Genomic DNA, 22,425 nt, shown 5'->3' with positions numbered 1-22,425 from the left:
ACGCACACCCACCAAGGAAGGTGAGGGTCTTATGACCGAAGCACAGGCGCTTGTTAGACTTCAGGAGATCGACCTCGATATGCTGCGCCTTGCGTCTACGCTGGCCGCGATGCCGCAGCAGAAGAAGATGCAGGCAATCGCTCGAGCGCGCCGAAAGGTACAGAGCGAGCAGACCAAGATCTTTGCTCAGCGCAAGGACCTCGAGACCTATGTCTCGGAGAACCAAGAGGACCTCGAGCACTACCGAGCGCGCACCGAGGAGGTCAAGGCCGAGGTTGCCTCTGGAAGCCACGGCTACCGCCAGATTCAGGACTACGAGGCGCACCTCACGGGTCTTGCAAAGAAGATCGAGAAGCTCGAGCACAACCGTGCGCAGCTCGACGAGGATCTTGAGAAGGTCAAGCGCGCCGAGAGCAACGCCAACCTCACGCTTGAGCGCCTCGACGACGAGGAGGCCGCACAGAAGAAGTCCTTCGAGACGGATAGTGCGCAGATTAGGCGCAAAATCGTCCAGCTCGACGCGGAGCGCAAAGACGTGGTCTCCCAGATCTCTGATAAGCACATGAGCGACTACGAGGCCGCGCGCAAGCGCTTCAAGGGCCTTGCTGTTGAGAAGCTCGTGGGCAACGTCCCCTCGGTTTGCCGCGTGAAGCTCCAGCCCGCCTCGTTCCACGACCTCACGCACGGTGACGACGTTGCCGAGTGCCCCTACTGCCACCGCATCCTCATCGTGGACGATCCCTATGTCGAGGGGGAGGGCAAGTGAGCGATAGCACGCACAGGGATACAGAGCCGGCGGCGCCTCGCGTCGTCCTCGCCGTTACGGGAGGCATCGCCGTCTACAAGGCAGTCGAGGTCATGCGCGGCCTGCAGCACGCGGGCTGCGACGTTCGCGTGACTATGACGGCAGATGCGGAGCGCTTTGTGGGAACCCCCACGTTCGAGGCGCTCTCCGGCCATCCCGTGGCGGACGACCTCTATGCCTACCCGGACTCTCCCATTCCGCACATCTTCCTGGCCGACTGGGCTGACCTTGTGGTGGTTGTTCCCGCAACCGGAAACGTGCTGGCTAAGATGGCCATGGGGATTGCAGACGATTGCCTCTCCACCACACTGCTTGCCACCCACTGCCCAGTGCTTGTGGCGGCTGCCATGAACGTCCACATGTGGAGAAACCCAGCCACGCAGGCAAACGTTGTAACGCTTCGCTCGCGCGGCATCCGCTTTGTGATGCCACAGACGGGCCTTCTCGCCTGCGGCGACGTGGGCGAGGGAAAGCTTGCAGAAGTCTCGGACATCGTGACCGCTGCACTTGACGCGCTTGCCCCTGCCAAGCAGGATATGGCTGGCATGAGGCTTGTGGTCACGGCCGGCCCCACGCACGAGGCCATCGACCCCGTGCGCTACATCGCCAACGCCTCCACAGGCAAGATGGGCTATGCCATCGCCCGCGAGGCCTCGCGCCGAGGTGCCGTGGTGACGCTGGTCTCCGGACCGGTTTCTCTCGCGGCGCCGCGGGGAGTCTGCGTGGTGCCGGTTGTCTCGGCCGCGCAGATGCGCGATGCCACGGTTGCTGCCTTCGCAAACGCCGACGCTGCCATATGCGCCGCGGCGGTCGCGGACTACACGCCCGCCTCGCCTGCGGACCGTAAGCTCAAGAAGGGTACGGACGACCTCTCCACGCTTCGCCTTATCAAGACTGCAGACATCCTGGCCGAGCTCTCTCACACCAAGGGAGACCGCGTCGTGGTTGGCTTTGCTGCCGAGACGAACGACCTTCTCAAGAACGCACACGAGAAGCTCGAGCGCAAGGGCTGCGACCTTATCGTAGCAAACGACGTGTCACGTGCAGACTCTACGTTTGGCGCCGACACGAGCCGGATTGCCTTTGTGTGGCCAGACCGCACGGAGCAGCTCGACACGCTCCCGCTCGACCAGGTTGCCGCTGCCATCTGCGACCGTGTTGCCACGGCAGTGGCGGGGGAGGGTGCATGAGCGAGGCACGTCACGGCGAGATCACCATCGGCTGCCATCTCTCGGTTGCGGGTGGGTTTGCGCAAATGGGCAAGACCGCGCTTGGCATTGGGGCAAACACCTTTGCCTTCTTCACGAGAAACCCGCGTGGCGGCCGTGCCAAAACGCCAAACCCAGACGATGTGGCGGAACTTCTCGGCATCCTTGCCGAGAACGGCTTTGGGCGGCTTGTTGCGCACGCGCCATATACCATGAACCTCTGCTCCGCCAAGCCGCAGACGGTTGAGTTTGCTCGTGAGGCCATGGCGGGCGACCTCCAGCTCATGGAGATGCTGCCTGGCAACTACTACAACTTCCACCCGGGAAGCCATGTAGGCCAAGGGGTGGACGAGGGCATTCGCCTTATCTGCGAAGGCCTTGACCAGGTTTTGGTTCGAGGTCAGAAGACGACCGTCCTGCTTGAGACCATGGCGGGCAAGGGGTCCGAGGTGGGTTCGCGCTTCGAGGAGCTGGCACGCATCATCGAGGGCACGCGCGAGGGCGACCTTCTCGGCGTGTGCCTCGACACCTGCCACGTAGCCGACGCAGGCTACGACATTGTGGACGACCTTGATGGCGTGCTCGACGAGTTTGACCGCGTGATTGGGCTTGACCGCCTGAAGGCACTGCACGTGAACGACTCAAAGAACCCGCTTGGCTCCCACAAGGACCGTCACGAGAAGATCGGCCAGGGCACGCTTGGGCTCTCCACCTTCGAGGCTGTGGTGACAAACCCGCGCCTGTGTGGGCTGCCCATGATCCTCGAGACGCCAAACGAGCTTGAGGGATATGCGCAGGAAATTTCGCTCCTTCGGGGACTTGCCCGGGGAGATGGGAAGGACTAATGGGGATTCTCATAGGCTGCGAGCACCTCTCGCACGAGTGGCCGGGCAAGCCTGTGCTTGCCGACCAGACTATAGGCATCAACGAAGGCGAACGCATTGGCGTGGTGGGCAGGAACGGAGACGGCAAGTCGACGCTGCTTGAGCTCATCGCGCATCGGCTGGAGCCTGACTCGGGAACTGTTACCTGGAGAAACGGCATCCACGTGGGGTTTCTTGGTCAGGATGACGAGCTCCACGACGATTGGACCGTTGGCCGCGCCGTTGTGGGGGACGTTCCGGACTATGTGTGGGCCTCTGACCCGCGCGTGCGACAGATTATCTCGGAGCTTCTGGGGGACGTGGACTGGGACGCCACCGTTGGCACGCTCTCAGGCGGTCAGCGACGCCGATGCGACCTGGCACGGCTCCTTGTGGGCACCTGGGACGTTATCCTCATGGACGAGCCAACCAACCACCTGGACATGCATGCCATCCGCTGGCTTGCCGACCACCTCAAGACCCGCTGGCCCGAGGGCACGGGCGCCCTTCTCGTTGTGACGCACGACCGTTGGTTTTTGGACGAGGTCTGCGAGCACATGTGGGAGGTCCACGACCGAGAGATTGAGCCCTTCGACGGTGGCTACTCGGCCTATATCCAGCAGCGCGTCGAACGCGACCGCATGGCCGCGGCCACCGAGGAGCGCCGTCAGAACACGCTTCGCAAGGAGCTCAACTGGCTGGCACACGGAGCCAAGGCGCGCTCCAGCAAGCCGCGCTTCCGCGTCGAGGCGGCGCGAGCCCTTCTCGCCGACGATCCGCCGCTGAGAAACCCCATCGAGCTCAAGCGCCTTGCCGTGAGCAGGCTGGGCAAGCAGGTCATCGAGATGAAGGACGTCTCGTTTGCCTATCCGGATGGCTCGCGCGTGCTCGATGACATCACCTGGACCATTGGACCCGGCGACCGCTACGGCATCCTTGGAGCCAACGGTGCGGGAAAGTCGACGCTGCTCAAGGTCATGACGGGCAAGCTGCCGCCAACCTCTGGCACCGTCCGCATTGGCAAGTCCGTTCGCTTTGGCTGGATGTCGCAGCACCTGGATACGCTCTCCGAGAAGGAGAACTGGCGCGTGCTCGAGGTACTCTCGCGCTACAAGAGCACCTACTACGTGGACGGCAAGCCCCAGAGCCCCACGCAGCTCCTCGAGCGACTTGGTTTCGAGCGCTCCGAGCTCACGAACTTCGTGCGCGACCTCTCTGGCGGCCAGCGCAGACGCCTCGCGCTGCTCACCGTGCTTCTCGACGAGCCCAACGTGCTTGTGCTCGACGAGCCTGGCAACGACCTGGACACCGACATGCTTGCGGTGCTTGAGGACCTGCTCGACACCTGGCCCGGCACGCTCCTCATGGTCTCGCACGACCGCTTCCTCATGGAGCGCGTGACCGACGACCAGTACGCGCTTCTAAACGGTCACGTGCGCCACTGCCCGGGCGGCGTAGACGAGTTCCTCGACCTCCTCGACTCTCACGGGGACGCGGCAGCCCCTTCCTCCGCGGAGTGCGCTTCGCGAAACTCCGCTACGGAAGGGCCAGCCGAGCCAAGCGATTCGACGGGTTCGCAGGAAGCTCCCATGTCGAACCAGGAGCGACGTGAACTCAAGAAGCGGTTCGATGCTGTAACCAGAAAACTGGAGAAGACCGAGGGGGAGCCGGACCGGCTGCGTGCCGCGCTTGCAGAGGTCGACCCTACGGACTACGAGAAGCTCGTTGCCGCCCAGAAGGCGGTCGATGACGCCGTGGCTGCGCGCGAGGCGCTCGAGGACGAGTGGCTCGAACTCTCGGACAAGCTGGGTATCGAGTAGGACCTCGAAGCGCCATACACAATACGAATGGTTGCGTGACAAAAGCCGTATGCGCACCGCAACTGAGCAGCCCTATCATGGGTAGGCTGACAGTCTGAGGAAGGGGCTCTATTGGGCGAGATTCTACGGAGGTTCGTCTTTCCCAAGTACCGGGGAAAGATTGTGTTTGGCACGCTCTGCAAGGCCGTGGAGGTCATCTTTGATCTCATTACTCCGGTTATCGTAGCCAGTATGATTGACGTGGGCGTCACCAATCGTGACCAGGGCTACGTGGTTCGCATGTGCATGGTGCTTATCGTCCTTGCGGTGGTGGGGTTCTGCTTCACGCTCGTGTGCCAGAAGATGGCTGCCGTTGTCTCGCAGGGCTCGGGCACGGACATTCGCCACGACCTGTACGCCAAGGTGAACCAGCTCGCCCCGGCGGATCTTGACCGCATTGGCACCCCCTCCCTGGTCACTCGCATCACGAACGATGTCAACCAGGTACAGGTCACGGTGGCCCTTGGCATCAGACAGATCATCCGGTGGCCCATTCTGGCCATCGGCTCCATGGTCTGCGCCATGCTCATTGACGCCCAGCTTGGGCTTGTCTTTCTCGTATGCACGCCTGCCATCGCGGTTGTCTTTTGGCTCGTGATGTCCAAGTCTGTGCCGCTCTTTGGCGAGCTTCAGTCGCGCCTCGACGAGGTGAGCCTCGTCACGCGAGAGAATCTCTCGGGCGTGCGCGTTGTGAGGGCGTTTAGGCAGGAGGGCCGCGAGGACGAGCGCTTTCACAAGGCCGCTGACGACCAGACGCAGACGGCCGTGACCATTGGCAAGCTCTCCTCGCTTCTCAACCCTGCGACGCTGCTTGTGATGGACCTGGGCATTGTTGCCATCCTTTGGATGGGCGGTGCGCGCATCGACGTGGGCGACCTCACCCAGGGCGAGGTCATTGCCTTCGTGAACTACATGACACAGATGCTCGTGTCCATTGTCTATGTGGCAAACCTGGTGATCACCATCAACCGCGGCACCGCATCGGCCAAGCGCATCATGGAGGTTCTCGACTGCGAACCCCAGATAACTGACGAGGGCACCACGCAGGTGGAGCTTGCCCCAGGCACCCTCACCTCTGGCGTGGCCCTCGCGCTCGACCACGTATGCTTCACCTACGACGGCGCGCCCCGGCCTGCGGTAGACAACGTGACGCTGCGGCTGGGCGCCGGTGGCTCCCTTGGCATCATTGGCGGCACGGGCTCTGGCAAGTCGTCGCTCGTGAACCTCATCCCCAGGCTCTATGACGCAACGGCGGGCGAGGTTCGCGTCTTTGGACACGACGTACGGGAGTATCCCTTCACCCAGCTGCGCGGGCTCGTTTCGACGGTGCCCCAGCAGGCGTCGCTGGTCTCGGGTACCATCCGTTCGAACCTCTGCTGGCGCGATTCCAACGCTACGGACGAGGAGCTCTGGCGTGCGCTTGAGCTTGCTCAAGCCGCGGACTTCGTACGGGGCAAGGACCAGGGGCTTGATGCCGTTGTCGAGGCAGGCGGCAAGAACTTCTCGGGAGGGCAGCGTCAGCGCCTCACCATTGCGCGCGCCCTCGTGGGACACCCGCGCATCGTGGTGCTTGATGACTCCGCATCGGCGCTTGACTTCCGTACCGACGCGAGCCTTCGGCAGTCTCTCCGCAGCCTGCGCTCAGAGCTCACCTGCGTGATTGTCTCGCAGCGTGTCTCGGCGGTCATGTCCTGCGACCAGATCCTGGTCCTCGACCACGGGCGCATGGCCGGGCTGGGGTCTCACACCGAGCTCATGAGGAGCTGTCCCATCTACCGCGAGATCTGTCTTTCGCAGCTCCGCCCTGAGGAGGTGGGTGCGTAATGGCAAACCCGTATGCCGCCGGCGCAAGCGCCGGAACCATCATGGCCAACGTCAAGGGCGACATTGGCAACAACAACGACAACCCCCAGGGCCGCCTTGACGAGATGGGCCTCACCACGGTCGAGGTCACGCGGCGACTGCTGGCCTACACCCGCCCGCACCGCGTGTCGCTGATCGCCTCCTTCGTGGCCTCTGCTGTCTCGGTGGTGCTCCAGCTCTACGTGCCCATCGTGATTGGCCGTGCGATCGATTGCATGGTCTCGGCCGGAGACGTGGACTTTGCCGCGCTGGTAGCCCTCCTCCAGGAGCTTGCGCTTGTGGTTGTGGGCGCCGCGGTAACGCAGTGGCTCTCTGGCTACTGCACCAACCGGCTCACGTACGAGACGGTCCGCGACCTGCGCATCGATGCCTTCTCGCGCTTCCGTGACCTGCCGCTCTCATTTGTCGACGCACACTCGCACGGAGACCTGCTCTCCCGCGTGGTAAACGACGCCGACCAGGTGGGCGACGGGCTGCTCCAGGGCCTCACGCAGCTCTTCACCGGCGTGGTAACCATCGTGGGCACGCTTGTCTTCATGTTCTCAATCTCTGTTCCCGTGGGCCTTGTGGTGGTTATCGTGACGCCCGTCTCCATGCTCGTGGCCTGGCTCATCGCGCGCTACTCGGCCAAGAGCTTCAAGGAGCAGCAGGCCCTCCAGGGCTCGCTTGGTGGCTACGTCGAGGAAATGGTGGGAAGCCAGAAGCTGGTCTGCGCCTTTGCATATGGCGACCGTGCCCAGGCGGGCTTTGATGAGATTAACCAGCGCCTGCTGGGGGTGGGGGAGCACGCCCAGTTCACGAGCTCCCTCTCTAACCCCGCAACGCGCGTGGTGAACAACATCACCTATGCCGTCGTGGCGGTTGTTGGCTGCATCTGCGTCATCTCCGGATGGCCGAGCGTCCTTACGGTAGGCCAGGTGCAGACGTTCCTCTCGTATGCCAACCAGTACATGAAGCCCTTCAACGAGATCTCCAATGTGGTCACGCAAATCCAGACCGCCTACGCCTCGGCCCGGCGTCTCTTCACACTCATCGATGCACCAGCCCAAAGCGCCGATCCCACCGAGCCCGAGGTGGACGAGAACCCCGAGGGCGCTCTGGAGTTCTCGCACGTCGACTTCTCGTACGTCCCCGACCGCCCGTTGCTCCAAGACATCTCGTTTGTGGCAAAACCCGGCCAGACCATCGCCCTGGTTGGCCCCACGGGATGCGGCAAGACGACCCTTATCAACCTGCTGCTGCGCTTCTATGACGTGGACTCCGGTCAGATCCTGGTTGACGGCCACGACACCAGCCACATGCGCCGTGAGGACCTTCGCTCGCTCTTTGGCATGGTGCTTCAGGACACCTGGCTCTTCAGGGGCACGGTTCGCGAGAACATTGCCTACGGAACGCCCGGGGCAACTATGGACGATGTTGTGGCGGCCGCTAAGAAGGCGCACGCGCACAAGTTCATCGAGCAGCTGCCGCAGGGCTACGACACGCTCTTGGGCGAGGATGGCGGGTCCCTCTCGCAAGGCCAGCGGCAGCTCCTCTGCATTGCACGCGTGATGCTTGCAGACCCCACGATCCTTTTGCTCGACGAGGCAACGAGCTCCATCGACACGCGCACCGAGCTGCAGGTGCAGGATGCCTTCGATCGAATGATGGAGGGCCGCACCTCCCTGGTGGTGGCACACCGCCTCTCTACCGTTCGCGATGCGGATTGCATCCTCGTGATGAAGGACGGCCACATCATCGAGCGCGGCACGCACGACGAGCTGCTGCGTCAGGGCGGTTTCTACGCAAGCCTCTACGAGAGTCAGTTCGAGGGGACGCGGTAGCTCAGGACTCCGTTCTCGTTTGCGCAAAATGCTGCTTGGGCGAGAATTTGGCGCCCGAGCAGCGACTTTATACGCACTTGCTGCTAAAACCCACGCTCGGGCGAGAATTTGACGCCCGGGCGTGGGTTTTATACAGGATTGCGTACGAGGTTTGCCTTCGGGCGTCATTTTGGCGCCGGAGGGCTCCCTTTGTGCATCGTTGCGGCGATAACGTGCTCTCGGGCGTCGCCGTCGCCGTGCGTTGACGCTACCCGTGCTGTCGTTAACTGATAGCACCGTTCGCGGACGCTTGGTGCCGTTCTACGGGACGGCACTACCGTCCGTCCACCGCGCAAATACGCTCCAGCCTTCGGGGTGGATAATCTGCCCCGGTGAGACTCGCTGGATGGCCTCGCCACGTCCACCCACCGGGAACGAGGAGAGGTCGATGCAGGAGAACGAACGCCACTACGACGTTGTGGTCATCGGGGCCGGTGTCTCTGGCTGTGCCACGGCGCGCGAGCTTGCAAAGACTACGGCGAGCGTCTGCGTAGTCGAGCGTGAGGACGATGTCTGCTGCGGCACGTCGAAGGCCAACTCTGCCATAGTTCATGCTGGCTACGATGCCACGCCCGGATCGCTCATGGCTCGCCTCAACGTCGAGGGCAACGCCCTCATGTACGAACTGGCAAAGAAGCTGCAGTTCACGGTTAAGAATATTGGGTCTCTCGTTGTGTGCACGAGCGAGCGCGACATGGACGGCCTGCGCGAACTCTTCGCACGAGGCGTGGCCAATGGCGTACCTGACCTCAAGATTGTTGACCGAGACACGCTTCGCTCCATGGAGCCCAACATCTCTCCGAATGCCGTCGGTGCGCTCTGGGCACCAACAGCCGGCATCGTGGACCCCTTCGGGCTCAACGTGGCCCTTGCCGAGAATGCCGCGACCAACGGTGTCGATTTCATCTTTAATGCTCCGGTGACCTCCATCGAGCGTAGGCCAGAGGGTTGCTTTGCCCTCGTGACGCCGCGTGGCCGCATCTTCGCTCGCTGCGTGGTGAATGCGGCCGGCGTCTACGCGGACCAGATCCACAACATGGTCTGCGAGGACAAGCTGGAGATCATCCCGCGCCGCGGACAGTACATGCTCCTCGACACCACTGCTGGCAACCACGTTCACCATGTGGTCTTTGCGCTTCCCTCAAAGATGGGTAAGGGCGTGCTTGTCTCGCCCACCATTCACGGGAACCTAATCGTGGGCCCCACGGCAGAAGACATCCAAGACAAGGAAGGCACCGACACCACTGCCTCCGGTCTTGCCGAGGTGGCCGAGAAGTGCGGGATCACCGTGGCCGACGTTCCTCTCCGCGAGGTCATTACGTCTTTCTCCGGACTCCGTGCGCACCGGGCGGAGCACGAGTTCCTCATTGGCGAGAACCCCTCAGCACCAGGCTTTGTGGACTGCTCGGCCATCGAGTCGCCCGGCCTCACGGCATCCCCTGCCATTGGGCGCATGGTTGCGGGCATCGTGTCCAACATTCTGGGGCTAGAGGAGAGGCCCTCTGGCGAGTTTGTGGACACGCGCCGCGGCATCCCTAACATGAACGACCTTTCGTTCGAGCAGTGGGGGAGCCTCTGCGAGGAGAATCCGCTCTACGGCAGGGTCATCTGCCGCTGCTGCCACGTAACCGAAGCGCAGATCGTGGACGCCATACACCGTCCCGTGGGCGCCCGCTCGCTCGATGGCGTCAAGCGGCGCACGGGAGCATGCATGGGCCGCTGCCAGGCCGGCTTCTGCACGCCAAAGATCATGGAAATCCTCTCGCGCGAGCTGCCCGACGTCACCATGGAGAACGTCACCAAGTCCGGGCCTGGTTCCGAGTTCATCGAGGGTCACGCAAAGAACGCTATCTCAAAGGAGGCCCGCGCATGAGCGACTACGACGTCATTGTCATTGGCGGCGGCCCCGCCGGACTTGCCGCGGCAACGGCCGCACGTGGCGAGGGCAAGCGCTCCGTTTTGGTGATCGAGCGCGACCAAAAGCTCGGTGGCATTCTCAACCAGTGTATCCATAATGGTTTTGGCCTCATCACCTTCAACGAGGAGCTCACTGGCCCCGAGTACGCCGCGCGCTATGAGAGGCTTGCGCGCGAGGCTGGCGTGGAGTTCCTTCTCGACACCATGGTGCTAGACGTCTCGCCAGACCACGTGGTCACCTGCGTGAGCGAGGCACGCGGCATGCAGCGCATTACGGCCGGTGCCGTCGTCCTTGCTATGGGCTGCCGCGAGCGGCCGAGGGGTGCGCTCAACATTCCAGGCTTCAGGCCAGCAGGCGTCTACACCGCGGGTACGGCTCAGCGCCTGGTGAACATTGAGGGACTCATGCCCGGCCGCGAGGTCGTCATCCTTGGTTCCGGCGACATTGGCCTCATCATGGCACGCCGCATGACGCTCGAGGGCGCGCACGTCGCGTGCGTGGCCGAGCTCATGCCCTACTCAGGCGGTCTCAAGCGAAACATCGTCCAGTGCCTCGACGACTTTGGCATTCCGCTGCTGCTCTCGCACACGGTCACGCGCGTGGAGGGCAAGAGCCGTGTCGAGGCGGTGTGGATTGCCCAGGTGGACGAGAAGGGCCGGCCGCTCCCCGGCACCGAGAAGCGCTATCCGTGCGACACGCTGCTTCTCTCGGTTGGCCTCCTACCCGAGAACGAGCTCTCGCGCGCCGCCGGCGTCGAGCTCTCGCGCGTCACGCGTGGCCCGGTGGTAAACGAGAGCCTGGAGACCAGTATGCCTGGCATCTTTGCCTGCGGAAATGTGCTACACGTGCACGACCTTGTCGACTACGTTTCGCAGGAGGCAACGGCTGCCGGCACCGCGGCGGGTGCGTGGGCGGACGCCTGCGTACAGCACCAGGCGCAGGACGAGGAGCCTGGCATTCCCGTTGTGGCTGAGGGTGGCGTCCGCTACACGGTGCCGCAGTCCATCGACCCCGAGCGCATGCCCGAGAAGCTCACGGTTCGCTTCCGGGTGAGCGGCGTCTACGAGGACAGGCGCATCTGCGTTTATCTGGGTGACGAGCGCGTCATTGCCAAGCGCCGGCCCATCCTCGTGCCCGGCGAGATGGAAGACGTCACGCTCAAGCGCGATGACCTTCTCGCCAGGCCTGGTCTTGAGAAGATCGTCGTGACGCTCGAGGAGGCATAGCATGGAGAAAAGAACGCTTACCTGCATCCGCTGCCCCCGAGGCTGCACCGTGACCGTTACCCTGGCGGATGACGGTACCATCACGAGCGTCACCGGAAACTCCTGCATGCGTGGTGACAAGTACGCCCGCGACGAGGTCACGCACCCCGTTCGCGTTGTCACGACAACGGTGCCGGTCGTGGGCTCGGCAACGGAGAAGATGGTCTCGGTCAAAACGGCGGGGGATGTTCCCAAGGGCCGGGTCTTCGACGTTGTGCGAGCCCTCGCAGACGTCACGGCAACTGCACCGGTTCACATTGGCGACGTCATTCTCGCCGATGTCGCCGGAACCGGAGTAGACATTGTGGCAACAAAGGACGCCTAGGTAGCGTGAGGGGCCGGCTATGTAGCCGGCCCCGCCTGGCCCCCGCTTGCGGAGAATAGCTCCATTTCTTAAACCGGCTTTGCGCCAACTGGGCAAACGCAGGGGGCTTTTAAGAAAAAGGAGCTATTCTCTGAAGCGCGAGCAGTCGCATGACGAGAACAGCGCCTATCGCAGGGCCTTCCAGCCCGTAAGTGGCTCCACCCGAGGTATGCCGTAGCTCTCTAGCAGGCTATCGAAGAATGGCCGGTCCTTGACCTGCGTCGGTGTGAAGCGCATCACGCTTCTGCCGCCTATGGTGAGGCGAGATTCCCGTTGCCGCTCTCGAACAAAGGCCAACAGCGTGTCTCCGCCCGTAAGAGACGAGTCCGAATATTTGAGAAGCCCGTCCATCTCGCCGATGACTGTGCCAGCATCGCCAAGATTCCACGAGAAGTCTGCTCGGTACCATTTTCCGGTAACGGGATCCTGGTAGGGGACCTGCAGATCGGGCATCTGGAACCCCAGCTCAATCATTGCTGCGCGTGCCTCGGACTCTCCCCAGCTCTCGGAACGCCCATCTGCCAAACTTGCAACGAGACGCGCGTTCCTTATCCCAGCCTTGCCCATCTGAGGTTTGGCAACCATTGCCTCCAGGCGCTCGCGCGGTTGGTTTGTTTTGCGCAGGTAGGAATCTGCTACTGCCAGCGCAGAGGGGAACTCGAGCGTACACATGCAATCGACAACAGTCCTGTCCAGCGATGTCACTCGAATGCCATCGATGACAAGAACCTCGCATGGCGAGATGCGCTTCCGAATCGCGTTCGCATAGGTCTTGCACGTGCCATTGCCCGTTGTTGCAATGCAAAGAGGCCACAGTGCAGACGGGGGAACTTGCAGGTCGTAGACAAGCGCAGCCGATGGGCCCACGAATATCCAACTGGGGTGGAGCCGGGCAAGCGTGCGCATAACCCGTCGCGTCCGTTGGCTGGGAAGGAGTCGCGACCAGACATCTGCGCTAGCAAATAGTCCGGCATAGGGGCTCACAAGCTCGCCCTTGCGTCTTAGATACGTGAAGCGATTGAGTTCTTCCCGATTGGTCGGCGATGCGCAGAATCCTCGGCGTTCCGCTGTGGCAAGGATCCTCTCGCACGCCGCCCGTGTGTCTTTGCCCACCAGAGTCTCACCCCCGTAGTTGTTAGGGGGGAGAATACCTAATAAACCCACAGCTCAGAGCCTCATTGACCGTCGAGTTTCTGACAGATTCGTGCAAGGCTGGGCCGAGCGTGCACCTTCTGTTCCTGTGCCTTGCGACCGTGCTGCGGAGAATAGCTCCTTTTCCTAAAACGACTTCGCGTCAACTGGGAAAATGCAGGGGTCGTTTAAGAAAAGGAGCTAATCTCCGGGAGAGGGGGATGGGGCGACCCAGAGTACATGGCGGCCAGGAGGTCGTTGGGGCCCGGAAGCCGTGGCTCATTGGGAGACGTGCGTCTCCGTTACCTGCGATACCGCAGAGAGACCTCCAGGAACTCCGCCCTTCCAGCGATGTAGTCGGCATAGGCCGTCTCGGGATCGCGGCCGTGGTAGGCGGCGCAGAACCCGCACTGGTCGCAGTCGGCAATGCAGGGGAAGCGCTCCTTCACGTACGCGCGTCGCTCCTCCTCGGTCGAGCCTGCTACCTGCGGTGCATTGCTCATTGAGCTCGCCTCTCCCTGCATGCAAAAGGTGCCCGTCCCGTGTGGGACGGCAAACTCCCGTTCCCAAAGGGTACCATGTGCACGTACCCCAACGGAAACCGGAGGACATCATGAACATCGACGCAGCCTCGACTGCCCTGCTTGTCGTTGACATTCTCGTGACGGACGCATCTGACTCGCTTTACAACCCAGATCCCCAAGAAGAGGCACTCGTCTCCAAGGCCGTGCAGGTCACGCGCGCGGCGAGAAGTGCCGGCCTTCCCGTGCTCTTCCTCTGCGACCAGCACATCCCCGGCGTGGACCGAGAGCTTGAGCTCTGGGGCGATCACGGCGTGAAGGGCAAGGCCCACCCGCACCCCGCCCTCGAACCGGGTAGCGGCACGCGTGACTTCGTGATTCCCAAGCGGCGCTACTCGGGCTTCTTCCAGACGGATCTCGACCTCACCCTGCGCGAGCTTGGCGTCAAGACTGTCATCGCAGTGGGGGAGGACACCAACATCTGCGTCCTGCATACCCTCGCCGACGCCTGGAACCTGGGCTACGACTCCGTCGTGGTGTCAGACGCCACGCGCACCTTCCTCGTGGGCACCCAAGAGGGCGCGCTCGAGCACATGCAGCGCTGCTTTGGCACGAAGGTTGCCACCACTGATCAAGTCCTCGCCGCACTCGGCACCGAACCCGCTCGCAGCTAGGGGGACGCATGGCTGAGAGGACCTATTCCAAGGGAAAGAAGAGCGTCTCCGATTCGCTCACCGAGTCGATCAAGTCCGTACGCTACGAGGACATCAACGGCGTCAACCGGCTCTTTGGCGGCCGTCTCATGGAGTGGATTGACGAGACCGCCGGCATCGCGGCACGCCGCCACTGCGGCGGGGACGTCACCACCGCCTGCGTCGACCAGCTCACCTTCAAGCATCCGGCCTTCCTCAACGACGTGGTGGTCATTGTCGCAGCGGTGACCTACGTTGGCCACACCTCAATGGAGGTGCGCGTGGATTCGTACGCCGAGGACGTCCATACCGGGGAGCGCCGTCTCATCAACGTTGCCTACCTCACCGAGGTCTGCGTGGACGAGAAGGGTAAGCCCACACCCGTCGAGTACGGCCTCTCGCTCGAGACAGACGAGGAACGCCGCGAGAACCAAGACGCCCTCAAGCGCATCATCTTTCGCAAGACCCGTGCTGCTGAGGGGTTCTAGCCACCATGCAGCAGGACGATGACTCATGTCGTCCAAGGCACGTGAGAAGATCGCTCCGCCACGCCGCTCTGCGCCTCCGCTGGCACGTCAGACGCCTTACACGGCGAGACGTCATTCTCGCCGCCGCACTGGGGGTTGCCGCCGCAGCAGTGATTGCTGCGGTGGTCGCCCTCGTCTCGCCAAAGGCCGAGCAACCCGGAGAAACCGAGGTAACAGCAATCGACACCACCGGTACGCAGCGCACCGTTGCCTATGACGAGGAGGTCGTGCCGGTCACGCAGGCGCCACAGTCCACACCAAAAGACGAGTGGCACCAGGGCTCCATGCCCTACCTCTACCAGATTGACCCGCAGTACAAGGATTACCCGTACAGCAATGGGACCCTGGAGAAGCAGGGTTGCGGCCCCACGTCGCTCTCGATGGTCTACATCGACCTCACCGGCGACACGACCTACGGCCCCACCGAGATGGCCGACTTTGCTACCGAGAACGGCTACTCGACGGATGGCAACGGCTCTTCGTGGCTTCTCATGTCTGAGGGCCCCGAGAAGCTCGGGCTCGCTAGCACGTCAGTCGCCAACACCCCTGAGGCGCTCGCGGCAGAGCTCGAAGCCGGTCATCCCATCATCTGCAACATGGCGCCTGGCATCTTTACCAAGGTTGGGCACTACATAGCCATAGAGGGCCTCGACGACGAGGGCAAGGCCCTCGCGCACGACTCAAACAGCCGCGCCCGCAGTCTCTGGCACTGGGACCTCTCAATTATCTGCGAGCAAGCACGAGCCGTCTGGAGCTTCTCGGTAGCCTAACCTGCGGGCTCCCGGCTACGAGAGGAACTGGTCCCTAAGCATCGCAAGCCCAGTCTTTGTCTTGAAGACCTTGGCCGCGGCGGACTCCGCCATGCGGCGCCTTGCTTCCGGCCTATCCATGGCGTCCTCGTAGATGTTCACGAGGAAGTCCGCCTCGACAAGGACTTGAAGGTCCATGTCGTGGATGTTGGCATAGCTGTGATGGTGTGCCACGAGCCAACACACGCGGTCAATCTCGGCGGGATCATAGCCGGCGGCCTCGAGCAGCGGGCGCGCGACGCCGGGGCCAAGCTCCTCCTGGTGCTTCCCGGAGGTGTCGTGATAGATGCGCTCGGACTCGTGTATGCCGCTGTCGTGCACGATTACCGCCGCCTCAAGCGTGTGGAACGTCTCCTCGTCGAGGCCTTCTGCCAGGCCGATGGTGCGGGCAAGGGCGCGCACCTTCACAAAGTGCTGGATGCGCTTGGGGTCTCCCTTGTCGTAATCGAACATCGCAAGCTCGAGGGCAGTGTGGTCCTGGGGGTTCAAGCTCATTCTCAAAGCCTTTCTCGTGTTGCCCTGTTAGGCTGCTCCATCTTATGACGCCAATGTCTGGCATCGTGCCGGACCGGCGACCTCGCCGCACGGGCGAAACCTTTTCCATTGGCGTGCGTCTAACCGCACACACCTGTTAGGATATGTTCAGATGTGATAGAGATGTCACGGCATGACAAAGGCGCGTCCATTCGGGCGGGCCACGTTCTTCATGGCAAAAGGGGCGTGAGGGGCGTCTGTCTTGCGTGCATGATCGCACAGGAGAGGAAGCGCATGGAGGAAGTCAAAGTAATCGAGCTCAAAGAGAGTGTCTTTGCCGACAATGACGCTGAAGCAGACCGCGTACGAGAAGACCTCAGGTCACGCGGGCAGTTCCTCCTCAACGTCATGAGCTCCCCAGGTTCGGGCAAGACCACGACGCTCACACGTCTCATCAACCTGCTCAAGGACACCTATCGCATAGGCGTGATGGAGGCCGACATCGACGGCGCCGTGGACACCGATCATATCATCAGCCAAACTGGCGCCCGCGCCATCCAGCTCCATACGGGCGGCATGTGCCACCTCGATGCCGGCATGACGCGCACGGGCATTGACTCTCTTGATGCCACGGGGCTTGACCTTGTCTTCCTCGAGAACGTGGGTAACCTTGTGTGTCCCGCCGAGTTTGATACCGGGGCATCCAAGAATGCCGTGATCCTCTCCGTTCCCGAGGGCGACGACAAGCCGCTCAAGTACCCTCTCATGTTCGAGAAGGCCGACGTCGTGCTTCTCAACAAGATCGATGTCTTGCCGTACTTCGACTTTGACCTCGACACCTTCGAGACCTACCTGCGGCAGCGCAATCCCAACTGCCAGCTCATCAAGATATCGGCCAAGACGGGCGAGGGCATGGACCAGCTCGCCGATTGGGTTCGCCACGAAATCGACCTCTGGAGGGCATAAGAGATGCCGGAACAGTTTAAGACGCAGCACTCCATCTATCAGAACGAGGCTGAGCGCAATGCTGCCGTGGCTAAGCTTGGTCGCAAGATCACTGATGTTGTGAAGCACAAGATTGGCGGCGTCAAGACCGACGATCCCGAGTACTGGGGCCTCAAGGAGGTCCTCACCGACGAGATGGTTGACCTTGGCAACCGTATGAAGCTTCGCCAGTTCTACGACTTTGACCAGATGATGGCCCTGGCGCCCGAGATTGAGCCCGCCCACCTGCAGGAGCTCCTCGACCAGATGAGCGTCATTGGCATCCTCGAGTACGATTACGGAGACCACTACAACGATGACGGCCCCATAGCGGATGCACCGCGCATCAAGCGCTGGCGCCTGCCGTTCTTTGTCCCCGGCTCTGCAGAGCTCTTCAACTCGAGCAAGGACCGCATCGACAAGAACCCCGCCGTCGCGAACTTCTTCGAGCGCATGACCTTCATCCCGCTCGCTGGCATCACGCAGATGGTCCCGCCAGGAGGCGACGGCGTCGGCATGCACGTGATTCCCGTCGAGAAGGCCGTCAACTTCCAGAACGAGGCCGTCAAGCTCGAGCGCATCTCCTACTGGCTCAAGAAGTACGAGGGCCACATTTCGGCAGGCATTTGCTCCTGCCGCTACTCTCGCACGAAGCTTGGCGAGGGTTGTGCGGATGACCCGGACGACTGGTGCATCCAGGTTGGCGATATGGCCGACTACACCGTTGAGACGGGCCGCGCGCACTACATCACCACCGAGGAGGCGCTTGAGATTTTCAAGCGCGCCGAGGACAACGGCTTTGTCCACCAGATCACCAACATCGACGGCGAGAACAAGATCTTCGACATCTGCAACTGCGACGTGAAGATCTGCAACGCCCTGCGCACGAGCATGCTCTTCAACACGCCCAACCTCTCACGCTCCTCGTATACGGCCAAGGTCACGCCGGAGAACTGCGTGGCCTGCGGCCTCTGCGTTGAGTCCTGCCCGGCCGGCGCCGTGAAGCTGGGCCAGAAGCTTTGCCGCGCAAACGGTGAGCAGCCCAAGTACCCGCGCGCCATCCTTCCCGACGCTATCCACTGGGGCAAGTACGCCTGGGACGAGAACTACCGCGACACTGCCCGCATGCACAACACCTGGCCCACGGGCTCTGCCCCCTGCAAGGCCGCCTGCCCGGCACACGTCCCCGTGCAGGCCTACCTCCAGAAGGCCAAGGAGGGCAAGTACCAGGAAGCCGTCGAGCTCATCCGTACCATGAACCCGTTCCCTGCCGTGTGTGGTCGCATCTGCAATAAGCGCTGCGAGGACGCGTGCACGCGCGGCACCATTGACCAGCCCGTCTCCATCGATGCGGTCAAGAAGTTCGTCGCCGACTACGATCTTGCGCAGGCCCAGCACGCCGTGCCCAACCGCGCTGTTCCCTCGGTCCACGACCACTTCGACCAGAAGATTGCGATCATCGGTGCTGGTCCCGCAGGTCTCTCCTGCGCGTACTACCTGGCCCTTCTCGGCTACTCGCCCGTCGTGTTCGAGAAGCACGAGCAGCCCGGCGGCATGATGATGTACGGCATCCCGTCCTACAAGCTCGAGAAGGACGTGCTTCTCGCCGAGGTCGAGATCATCAAGAGTCTGGGCGTCGAGATTCGCTGCGGCGTCGAAGTTGGCCGCGACGTGACTCTCGATCAGCTGCGTGAGCAGGGCTTCCGGGCATTCTTCGTGGCCGTGGGCTGCCAGGGCGGCAGGCGCCCCGGAGTCCCCGGCGACACCGCCGAGGGCACGGACGTTGCCGTGCACTACCTCGAGGACTCCATGGCCAAGGGCAACCCCGCCATGTCCGGTGACGTTGTGGTGGTTGGCGGCGGCAACGTGGCCGTCGACTGCGCGCGTAACGCCAAGCGCCGTGGTGCCGCCACTGTCACGATGGTCTCGCTCGAGCAGCGCGACGAGATGCCCGCCACCAACGCAGAGATTGCCGAGACGCTCGAGGATGGTGTCACCGTTCAGAACGGATGGGGCCCCAAGGAAGTGCTCGTCGACGAGTCCGGTCATGTGAAGGGCGTCGTCTTCAAGCGCTGCACGCAGGTCATCGACCCCAAGACCAAGCGCTTCTCGCCGCTCTACAATGAGGACGAGACCATCACCGTGCCCTGCACCCAGGTGGTCTTTGCCATTGGCCAGGCCATCGAGTGGGGCGGCCTTCTCGACGGCCGTTCGGTCACCTTCCATCACGGCAACTACCCGCAGGCAGACGCCCTCACGTTCCAGACGGCAGACAAGGACATCTTTGTGGGCGGTGACGTCCTCACTGGCCCCAAGTTCGTGATTGACGCCATTGCCGCCGGCCACTATGCCGCCGAGTCGCTGCACCGCCGCGTGCAGGAAGGTGCGAGCATGACCATTGGCCGCGATCGCCACAACTACCTTGAGTTCGACAAGGACGACCTTCTTATCGACTCGTACGACAATGAAGGCCGCCAGGAGGAGGGCATGGACACCGAGGGTGCCGACCGCTTCCGCGACACGCACCGCACGCTCACGGCCGAGCAGGTGGCCATCGAGACCAAGCGCTGCCTGAGCTGCGGCGCGTCCGTTGTCGACCCCAACAAGTGCATTGGCTGCGGCATCTGCACCACCCGCTGTAAGTTCGACGCCATCCACCTCTACCGCGACCACCCCGAGATGACCGACATGCGCGTGGCCGAGGACAAGGTGGGAGGCCTTGCGAGCTACGCAATCAAGCGCGCCGTGAAGATCGTGGCAAACTCTGGCTCGGAGGAGGCCAAGATCATGCGCGAGAAGCGTCGCGAGTACAACCGCACGCACAAAGAGTTCAACCGAACGCACCCCTACACTGGCAACTCAAGCGACGAGTCTCGTGAGGAGAACGCGTAAATGCACGAGCTGGGCATCGTCGTGCGCGTAATCGACATGGTCGAGGAGGCCGCTCGCAAGAACGGCGTGAGCAAGGTGGTGCGCGTTGACCTCGAGGTGGGCGAGGTTAGCACCATCGTGCCCAGCTACTTCCGCGACTGCTTCGAGTGGGCAAAGCTCCGCACCGAGCACATGCAGGAGTGCGAGCTCAACTTGATAATCGTGGCGGGCATCTCATACTGCCGCGACTGCAAGAAGACCTACCGCACCACCGAGTACGGAAAGGCCTGCCCCGTCTGCGGCGGTCACAACACCTACCTCGTGACCGGCAGAGACGTGATGGTGAAGGACATCCAGGCTGTATAGGCGAGCGGCCCCGGGTTTGCGCCTGGGGCCGCCTTGTTCTTCTCGTCACAGGTCTCTCGCTGCGAAGTTTAGCTCCCTTTCTTAAAATCGCTATTGGCTACCTGGGCAAACGTAGGAGCCGTTTAAGAAAAAGAGCTAAACTCTGGTGAGCAGCGTTGCGCGTCTTCTTGGTAGGACTGGCAGACAGGGGAGGGAACGTGGCAAAGGCGGTGCTCTTCGATCTCGATGGGACGCTCACCGCATCTGGCGAGGGCATTATTAAGTCCGTCCAGTACGCGCTCGAGAAGATGGGGCGAGAGGTGCCGGACCCCTCTGCGCTCTCGGTCTTCATTGGTCCGCCGCTCGTCCAGGAGTTCATGGACTTCTCCGGCATGTCGCACGAGGAGGCGCTGCGAGCGCTCGAGCTTTATCGTGAACGCTACACAACCGTTGGGCTCTTTGAGAACCACCCGTACCAGGGAATTATTGAGCTTCTTGGCACGCTGAGGGCCGTGGGCATCATCACCTGCGTGGCCTCGTCCAAGCCAGAACCATACGTGCTGAGAATCCTTGACCACTTTGGGATGACAGACCTCTTTGACCAGGTGGTAGGGGCAACGCTGGACGAGAAGCGCACCGCGAAGGCAGACGTCATCAACGAGGCGCTCGTTCGTCTGGGAATGCGTGGCGAGAAGAGTATGGTCACTATGGTGGGAGACCGAGCCCAGGACGCGCGAGGCGCACAGGCTGCCTCGGTGGGCTTTGTGGGCGTCACCTATGGCTACGGGTCCCGAGATGAGCTTCTCCGCGCTGGTGCCACTACGGTGGTAGACACGGTCGATGAGCTTGGGCGCGTTCTTCTCGGGTAATAACCCTACGACGCTTGGGCCGCAAGGGCTTCCTGGAGGGCCGCCTCGACGGCCCCCGTGCAGCGTCCGCAGCGCGTTCCCGCCCCGGTTGCGTTCCCCACATCCTCGAGCGTCCTTGCGCCGTTGATAACGGCCTGCTCGATGTCTGCCTTGGTCACCCCGACGCACGGGCAGACCAGTTCGGAATCCTTCTCTGACTGGCCCTCTCCGCTGGCGTAATCGTGGTGATAGCAGTGCTCGTGATGGCAGCCGCCGTGATGATGACCGTAGTGCCCACCATGCCCATGGCGCTCGTGATAGTCTGCGTACATGCTTCTCTCCTTGTATCAAATATGTCTTGAAAAGTGGGATTAGGTCCTCAATGTGGGATCGATTCTTATGTTACCCAATCTATGGCATATGTCACAAAGGTTGCACATCACTGCAAGCACCCTAACCTTCATGTAAAGCGCCCGACAGCCAGAGGCGGCCGCCGGGCGCCCATCTTTGATGTAGGATTACCTACCTCGTAAAGCTTAGGCTCTGCGGGAGGTGCGGATAGCTTATCGTGCCCAAGAACCCCGCATTGACCGTGGGCAGAGGAGCCACCGTGTCAGGCGCAAAGCCGCAGGCAATAAGGCTAACGAGTGCCATTGCCGCGCCCGCTCCGCAGATGATGGCGCCCACCACCAAGTGTGCAACCCAGCGTCCAAATCGAATGGATGTCTGGTACAGGATGCTCGTCACCTGGATGGCAATGGGAGTCAAAAGCACCGCGGCACCACCAAGTGCAAGTGAGACACCTCCATCCATGGCTCCTGCAACCCAGTTGCCCGACGTTGCGCCAAGAATAAACGCAATAATTGATGAGAGGCCAAAGACATACCCGGATGCGACAAACGCCCACGCAGCAAGAATAAGGCTCCATAGGAGCACATACACCGCAACGGTCATCATCGCGATGGCAAACACAACTGGCACCCAGGCAAGAGCGCCAAGAACGAGAGGCACCGTAACCAGCGCCGTCCTCTCGTGGTTTTGCCGAAGGTTGCAGAAGCTTCGCTGGATGGTTGGCATACTCTCTACCACCGACGTTGCGGCAGCATCGACACTCCCAAGATCATAGACGGCGGCTTCCTCGTCCATGCCCGACTCAATGCGACCACTGTATGCCTCATACTAGTAATTCGCTTTGGGTTTTCAGGGATCCCTGTGC

At 62.1% G+C, this 22,425-nt stretch carries 21 protein-coding genes; 16 read left to right on the top strand and 5 right to left on the bottom strand.

The genetic code is table 11. The annotated features are described in order from the left end of the window. Nucleotides 1-31: 31 nt before the first annotated feature. The 9 genes from AUL39_RS05065 to AUL39_RS05025 all read left to right on the top strand — a co-directional run bounded on the left by AUL39_RS05065 (nucleotide 32) and on the right by AUL39_RS05025 (nucleotide 11,968). A complete protein-coding gene (locus tag AUL39_RS05065) occupies nucleotides 32-766 on the top strand; it encodes a zinc ribbon domain-containing protein (RefSeq protein ID WP_059054353.1) in 735 nt (244 codons plus the stop codon). Next, a complete protein-coding gene (gene coaBC / locus AUL39_RS05060) occupies nucleotides 763-1,995 on the top strand; it encodes a bifunctional phosphopantothenoylcysteine decarboxylase/phosphopantothenate--cysteine ligase CoaBC (RefSeq protein ID WP_059054351.1) in 1,233 nt (410 codons plus the stop codon). The genes AUL39_RS05065 and coaBC overlap by 4 nt, the downstream gene beginning before the upstream one ends. Next, nucleotides 1,992-2,858 carry a deoxyribonuclease IV gene (locus tag AUL39_RS05055; RefSeq protein ID WP_059054350.1) on the top strand — a complete coding sequence of 289 codons (867 nt, stop codon included), beginning with the start codon at nucleotides 1,992-1,994 and terminating at the stop codon, nucleotides 2,856-2,858. Before coaBC ends, AUL39_RS05055 begins: the two co-directional genes overlap by 4 nt. After that, complete coding sequence (locus AUL39_RS05050; protein ID WP_059054348.1) at nucleotides 2,858-4,696, top strand: ABC-F family ATP-binding cassette domain-containing protein; 1,839 nt, start codon at nucleotides 2,858-2,860, stop codon at nucleotides 4,694-4,696. Before AUL39_RS05055 ends, AUL39_RS05050 begins: the two co-directional genes overlap by 1 nt. A 111-nt stretch (nucleotides 4,697-4,807) precedes the next feature. After that, entirely contained in the window at nucleotides 4,808-6,559 is a 1,752-nt protein-coding gene (locus AUL39_RS05045) for an ABC transporter ATP-binding protein (protein ID WP_059054346.1), read from the top strand. After that, complete coding sequence (locus tag AUL39_RS05040) at nucleotides 6,559-8,421, top strand: ABC transporter ATP-binding protein (protein WP_059054344.1); 1,863 nt, start codon at nucleotides 6,559-6,561, stop codon at nucleotides 8,419-8,421. Before AUL39_RS05045 ends, AUL39_RS05040 begins: the two co-directional genes overlap by 1 nt. A gap of 427 nt (nucleotides 8,422-8,848) precedes the next feature. Further along, nucleotides 8,849-10,333 (top strand): NAD(P)/FAD-dependent oxidoreductase, encoded by a 1,485-nt coding sequence (locus tag AUL39_RS05035; protein WP_059054342.1) that lies wholly within the window; start codon nucleotides 8,849-8,851, stop codon nucleotides 10,331-10,333. Next, on the top strand, nucleotides 10,330-11,604 hold the full coding sequence (locus AUL39_RS05030; protein WP_059054340.1) for an NAD(P)/FAD-dependent oxidoreductase: 1,275 nt from the start codon (nucleotides 10,330-10,332) through the stop codon (nucleotides 11,602-11,604). Before AUL39_RS05035 ends, AUL39_RS05030 begins: the two co-directional genes overlap by 4 nt. 1 nt (nucleotide 11,605) lies before the next feature. Then, nucleotides 11,606-11,968 (top strand): DUF1667 domain-containing protein, encoded by a 363-nt coding sequence (locus AUL39_RS05025; RefSeq protein WP_059054338.1) that lies wholly within the window; start codon nucleotides 11,606-11,608, stop codon nucleotides 11,966-11,968. Between the two features lie 165 nt (nucleotides 11,969-12,133). Here the strand turns inward: AUL39_RS05025 and AUL39_RS05020 are convergent, their stop codons facing one another. Further along, on the bottom strand, nucleotides 12,134-12,874 hold the full coding sequence (locus tag AUL39_RS05020) for a hypothetical protein (protein ID WP_153001572.1): 741 nt from the start codon (nucleotides 12,872-12,874) through the stop codon (nucleotides 12,134-12,136). Between the two features lie 566 nt (nucleotides 12,875-13,440). Next, complete coding sequence (locus AUL39_RS05015) at nucleotides 13,441-13,641, bottom strand: hypothetical protein (RefSeq protein WP_059054334.1); 201 nt, start codon at nucleotides 13,639-13,641, stop codon at nucleotides 13,441-13,443. 110 nt (nucleotides 13,642-13,751) lie between these two features. On the opposite strand from AUL39_RS05015, the gene AUL39_RS05010 reads away from it, so the two are divergent. From AUL39_RS05010 to AUL39_RS10895, 3 genes are read left to right on the top strand one after another with little or no spacing between them, the layout of a single operon-like run. Beyond that, nucleotides 13,752-14,333 carry a cysteine hydrolase family protein gene (locus tag AUL39_RS05010; RefSeq protein ID WP_059054332.1) on the top strand — a complete coding sequence of 194 codons (582 nt, stop codon included), beginning with the start codon at nucleotides 13,752-13,754 and terminating at the stop codon, nucleotides 14,331-14,333. Nucleotides 14,334-14,341: 8 nt separating this feature from the next. Beyond that, a complete protein-coding gene (locus tag AUL39_RS05005; RefSeq protein WP_032111773.1) occupies nucleotides 14,342-14,839 on the top strand; it encodes an acyl-CoA thioesterase in 498 nt (165 codons plus the stop codon). A gap of 41 nt (nucleotides 14,840-14,880) precedes the next feature. Continuing rightward, nucleotides 14,881-15,648 (top strand): C39 family peptidase, encoded by a 768-nt coding sequence (locus tag AUL39_RS10895; RefSeq protein ID WP_160327033.1) that lies wholly within the window; start codon nucleotides 14,881-14,883, stop codon nucleotides 15,646-15,648. 15 nt (nucleotides 15,649-15,663) lie between these two features. On the opposite strand, the gene AUL39_RS04995 is transcribed toward AUL39_RS10895, so the two are convergent. Then, nucleotides 15,664-16,182 (bottom strand): HD domain-containing protein, encoded by a 519-nt coding sequence (locus AUL39_RS04995; protein ID WP_059054328.1) that lies wholly within the window; start codon nucleotides 16,180-16,182, stop codon nucleotides 15,664-15,666. 249 nt (nucleotides 16,183-16,431) lie between these two features. Here AUL39_RS04995 and hypB point away from each other — a divergent pair, with 249 nt between their 5' ends. The 4 genes from hypB to AUL39_RS04975 all read left to right on the top strand — a co-directional run bounded on the left by hypB (nucleotide 16,432) and on the right by AUL39_RS04975 (nucleotide 21,230). Then, the gene (gene hypB / locus AUL39_RS04990; protein ID WP_235810770.1) at nucleotides 16,432-17,127 is read left to right on the top strand and encodes a hydrogenase nickel incorporation protein HypB; all 696 of its coding nucleotides are present in this window, start codon (nucleotides 16,432-16,434) and stop codon (nucleotides 17,125-17,127) included. Nucleotides 17,128-17,130: 3 nt separating this feature from the next. Next, nucleotides 17,131-20,037, top strand: coding sequence for an FAD-dependent oxidoreductase (locus tag AUL39_RS04985; protein ID WP_070807560.1), 2,907 nt, complete (start codon nucleotides 17,131-17,133; stop codon nucleotides 20,035-20,037). Beyond that, a complete protein-coding gene (locus AUL39_RS04980) occupies nucleotides 20,038-20,382 on the top strand; it encodes a hydrogenase maturation nickel metallochaperone HypA/HybF (protein ID WP_059054326.1) in 345 nt (114 codons plus the stop codon). A 197-nt stretch (nucleotides 20,383-20,579) separates the two neighbouring features. Continuing rightward, complete coding sequence (locus tag AUL39_RS04975) at nucleotides 20,580-21,230, top strand: HAD hydrolase-like protein (protein ID WP_059054324.1); 651 nt, start codon at nucleotides 20,580-20,582, stop codon at nucleotides 21,228-21,230. Nucleotides 21,231-21,235: 5 nt separating this feature from the next. On the opposite strand, the gene AUL39_RS04970 is transcribed toward AUL39_RS04975, so the two are convergent. Further along, the gene (locus AUL39_RS04970) at nucleotides 21,236-21,541 is read right to left on the bottom strand and encodes a (2Fe-2S)-binding protein (RefSeq protein WP_059054322.1); all 306 of its coding nucleotides are present in this window, start codon (nucleotides 21,539-21,541) and stop codon (nucleotides 21,236-21,238) included. Between the two features lie 190 nt (nucleotides 21,542-21,731). Further along, nucleotides 21,732-22,355 (bottom strand): hypothetical protein, encoded by a 624-nt coding sequence (locus AUL39_RS04965; protein WP_059054320.1) that lies wholly within the window; start codon nucleotides 22,353-22,355, stop codon nucleotides 21,732-21,734. Nucleotides 22,356-22,425: the final 70 nt, after the last annotated feature.

Origin of the sequence: Tractidigestivibacter scatoligenes (genome assembly GCF_001494635.1) — a bacterium.
Taxonomy (GTDB): Bacteria; Actinomycetota; Coriobacteriia; order Coriobacteriales; family Atopobiaceae; genus Tractidigestivibacter; species Tractidigestivibacter scatoligenes.
This window is presented reverse-complemented; position numbering and strand designations above follow the sequence as displayed.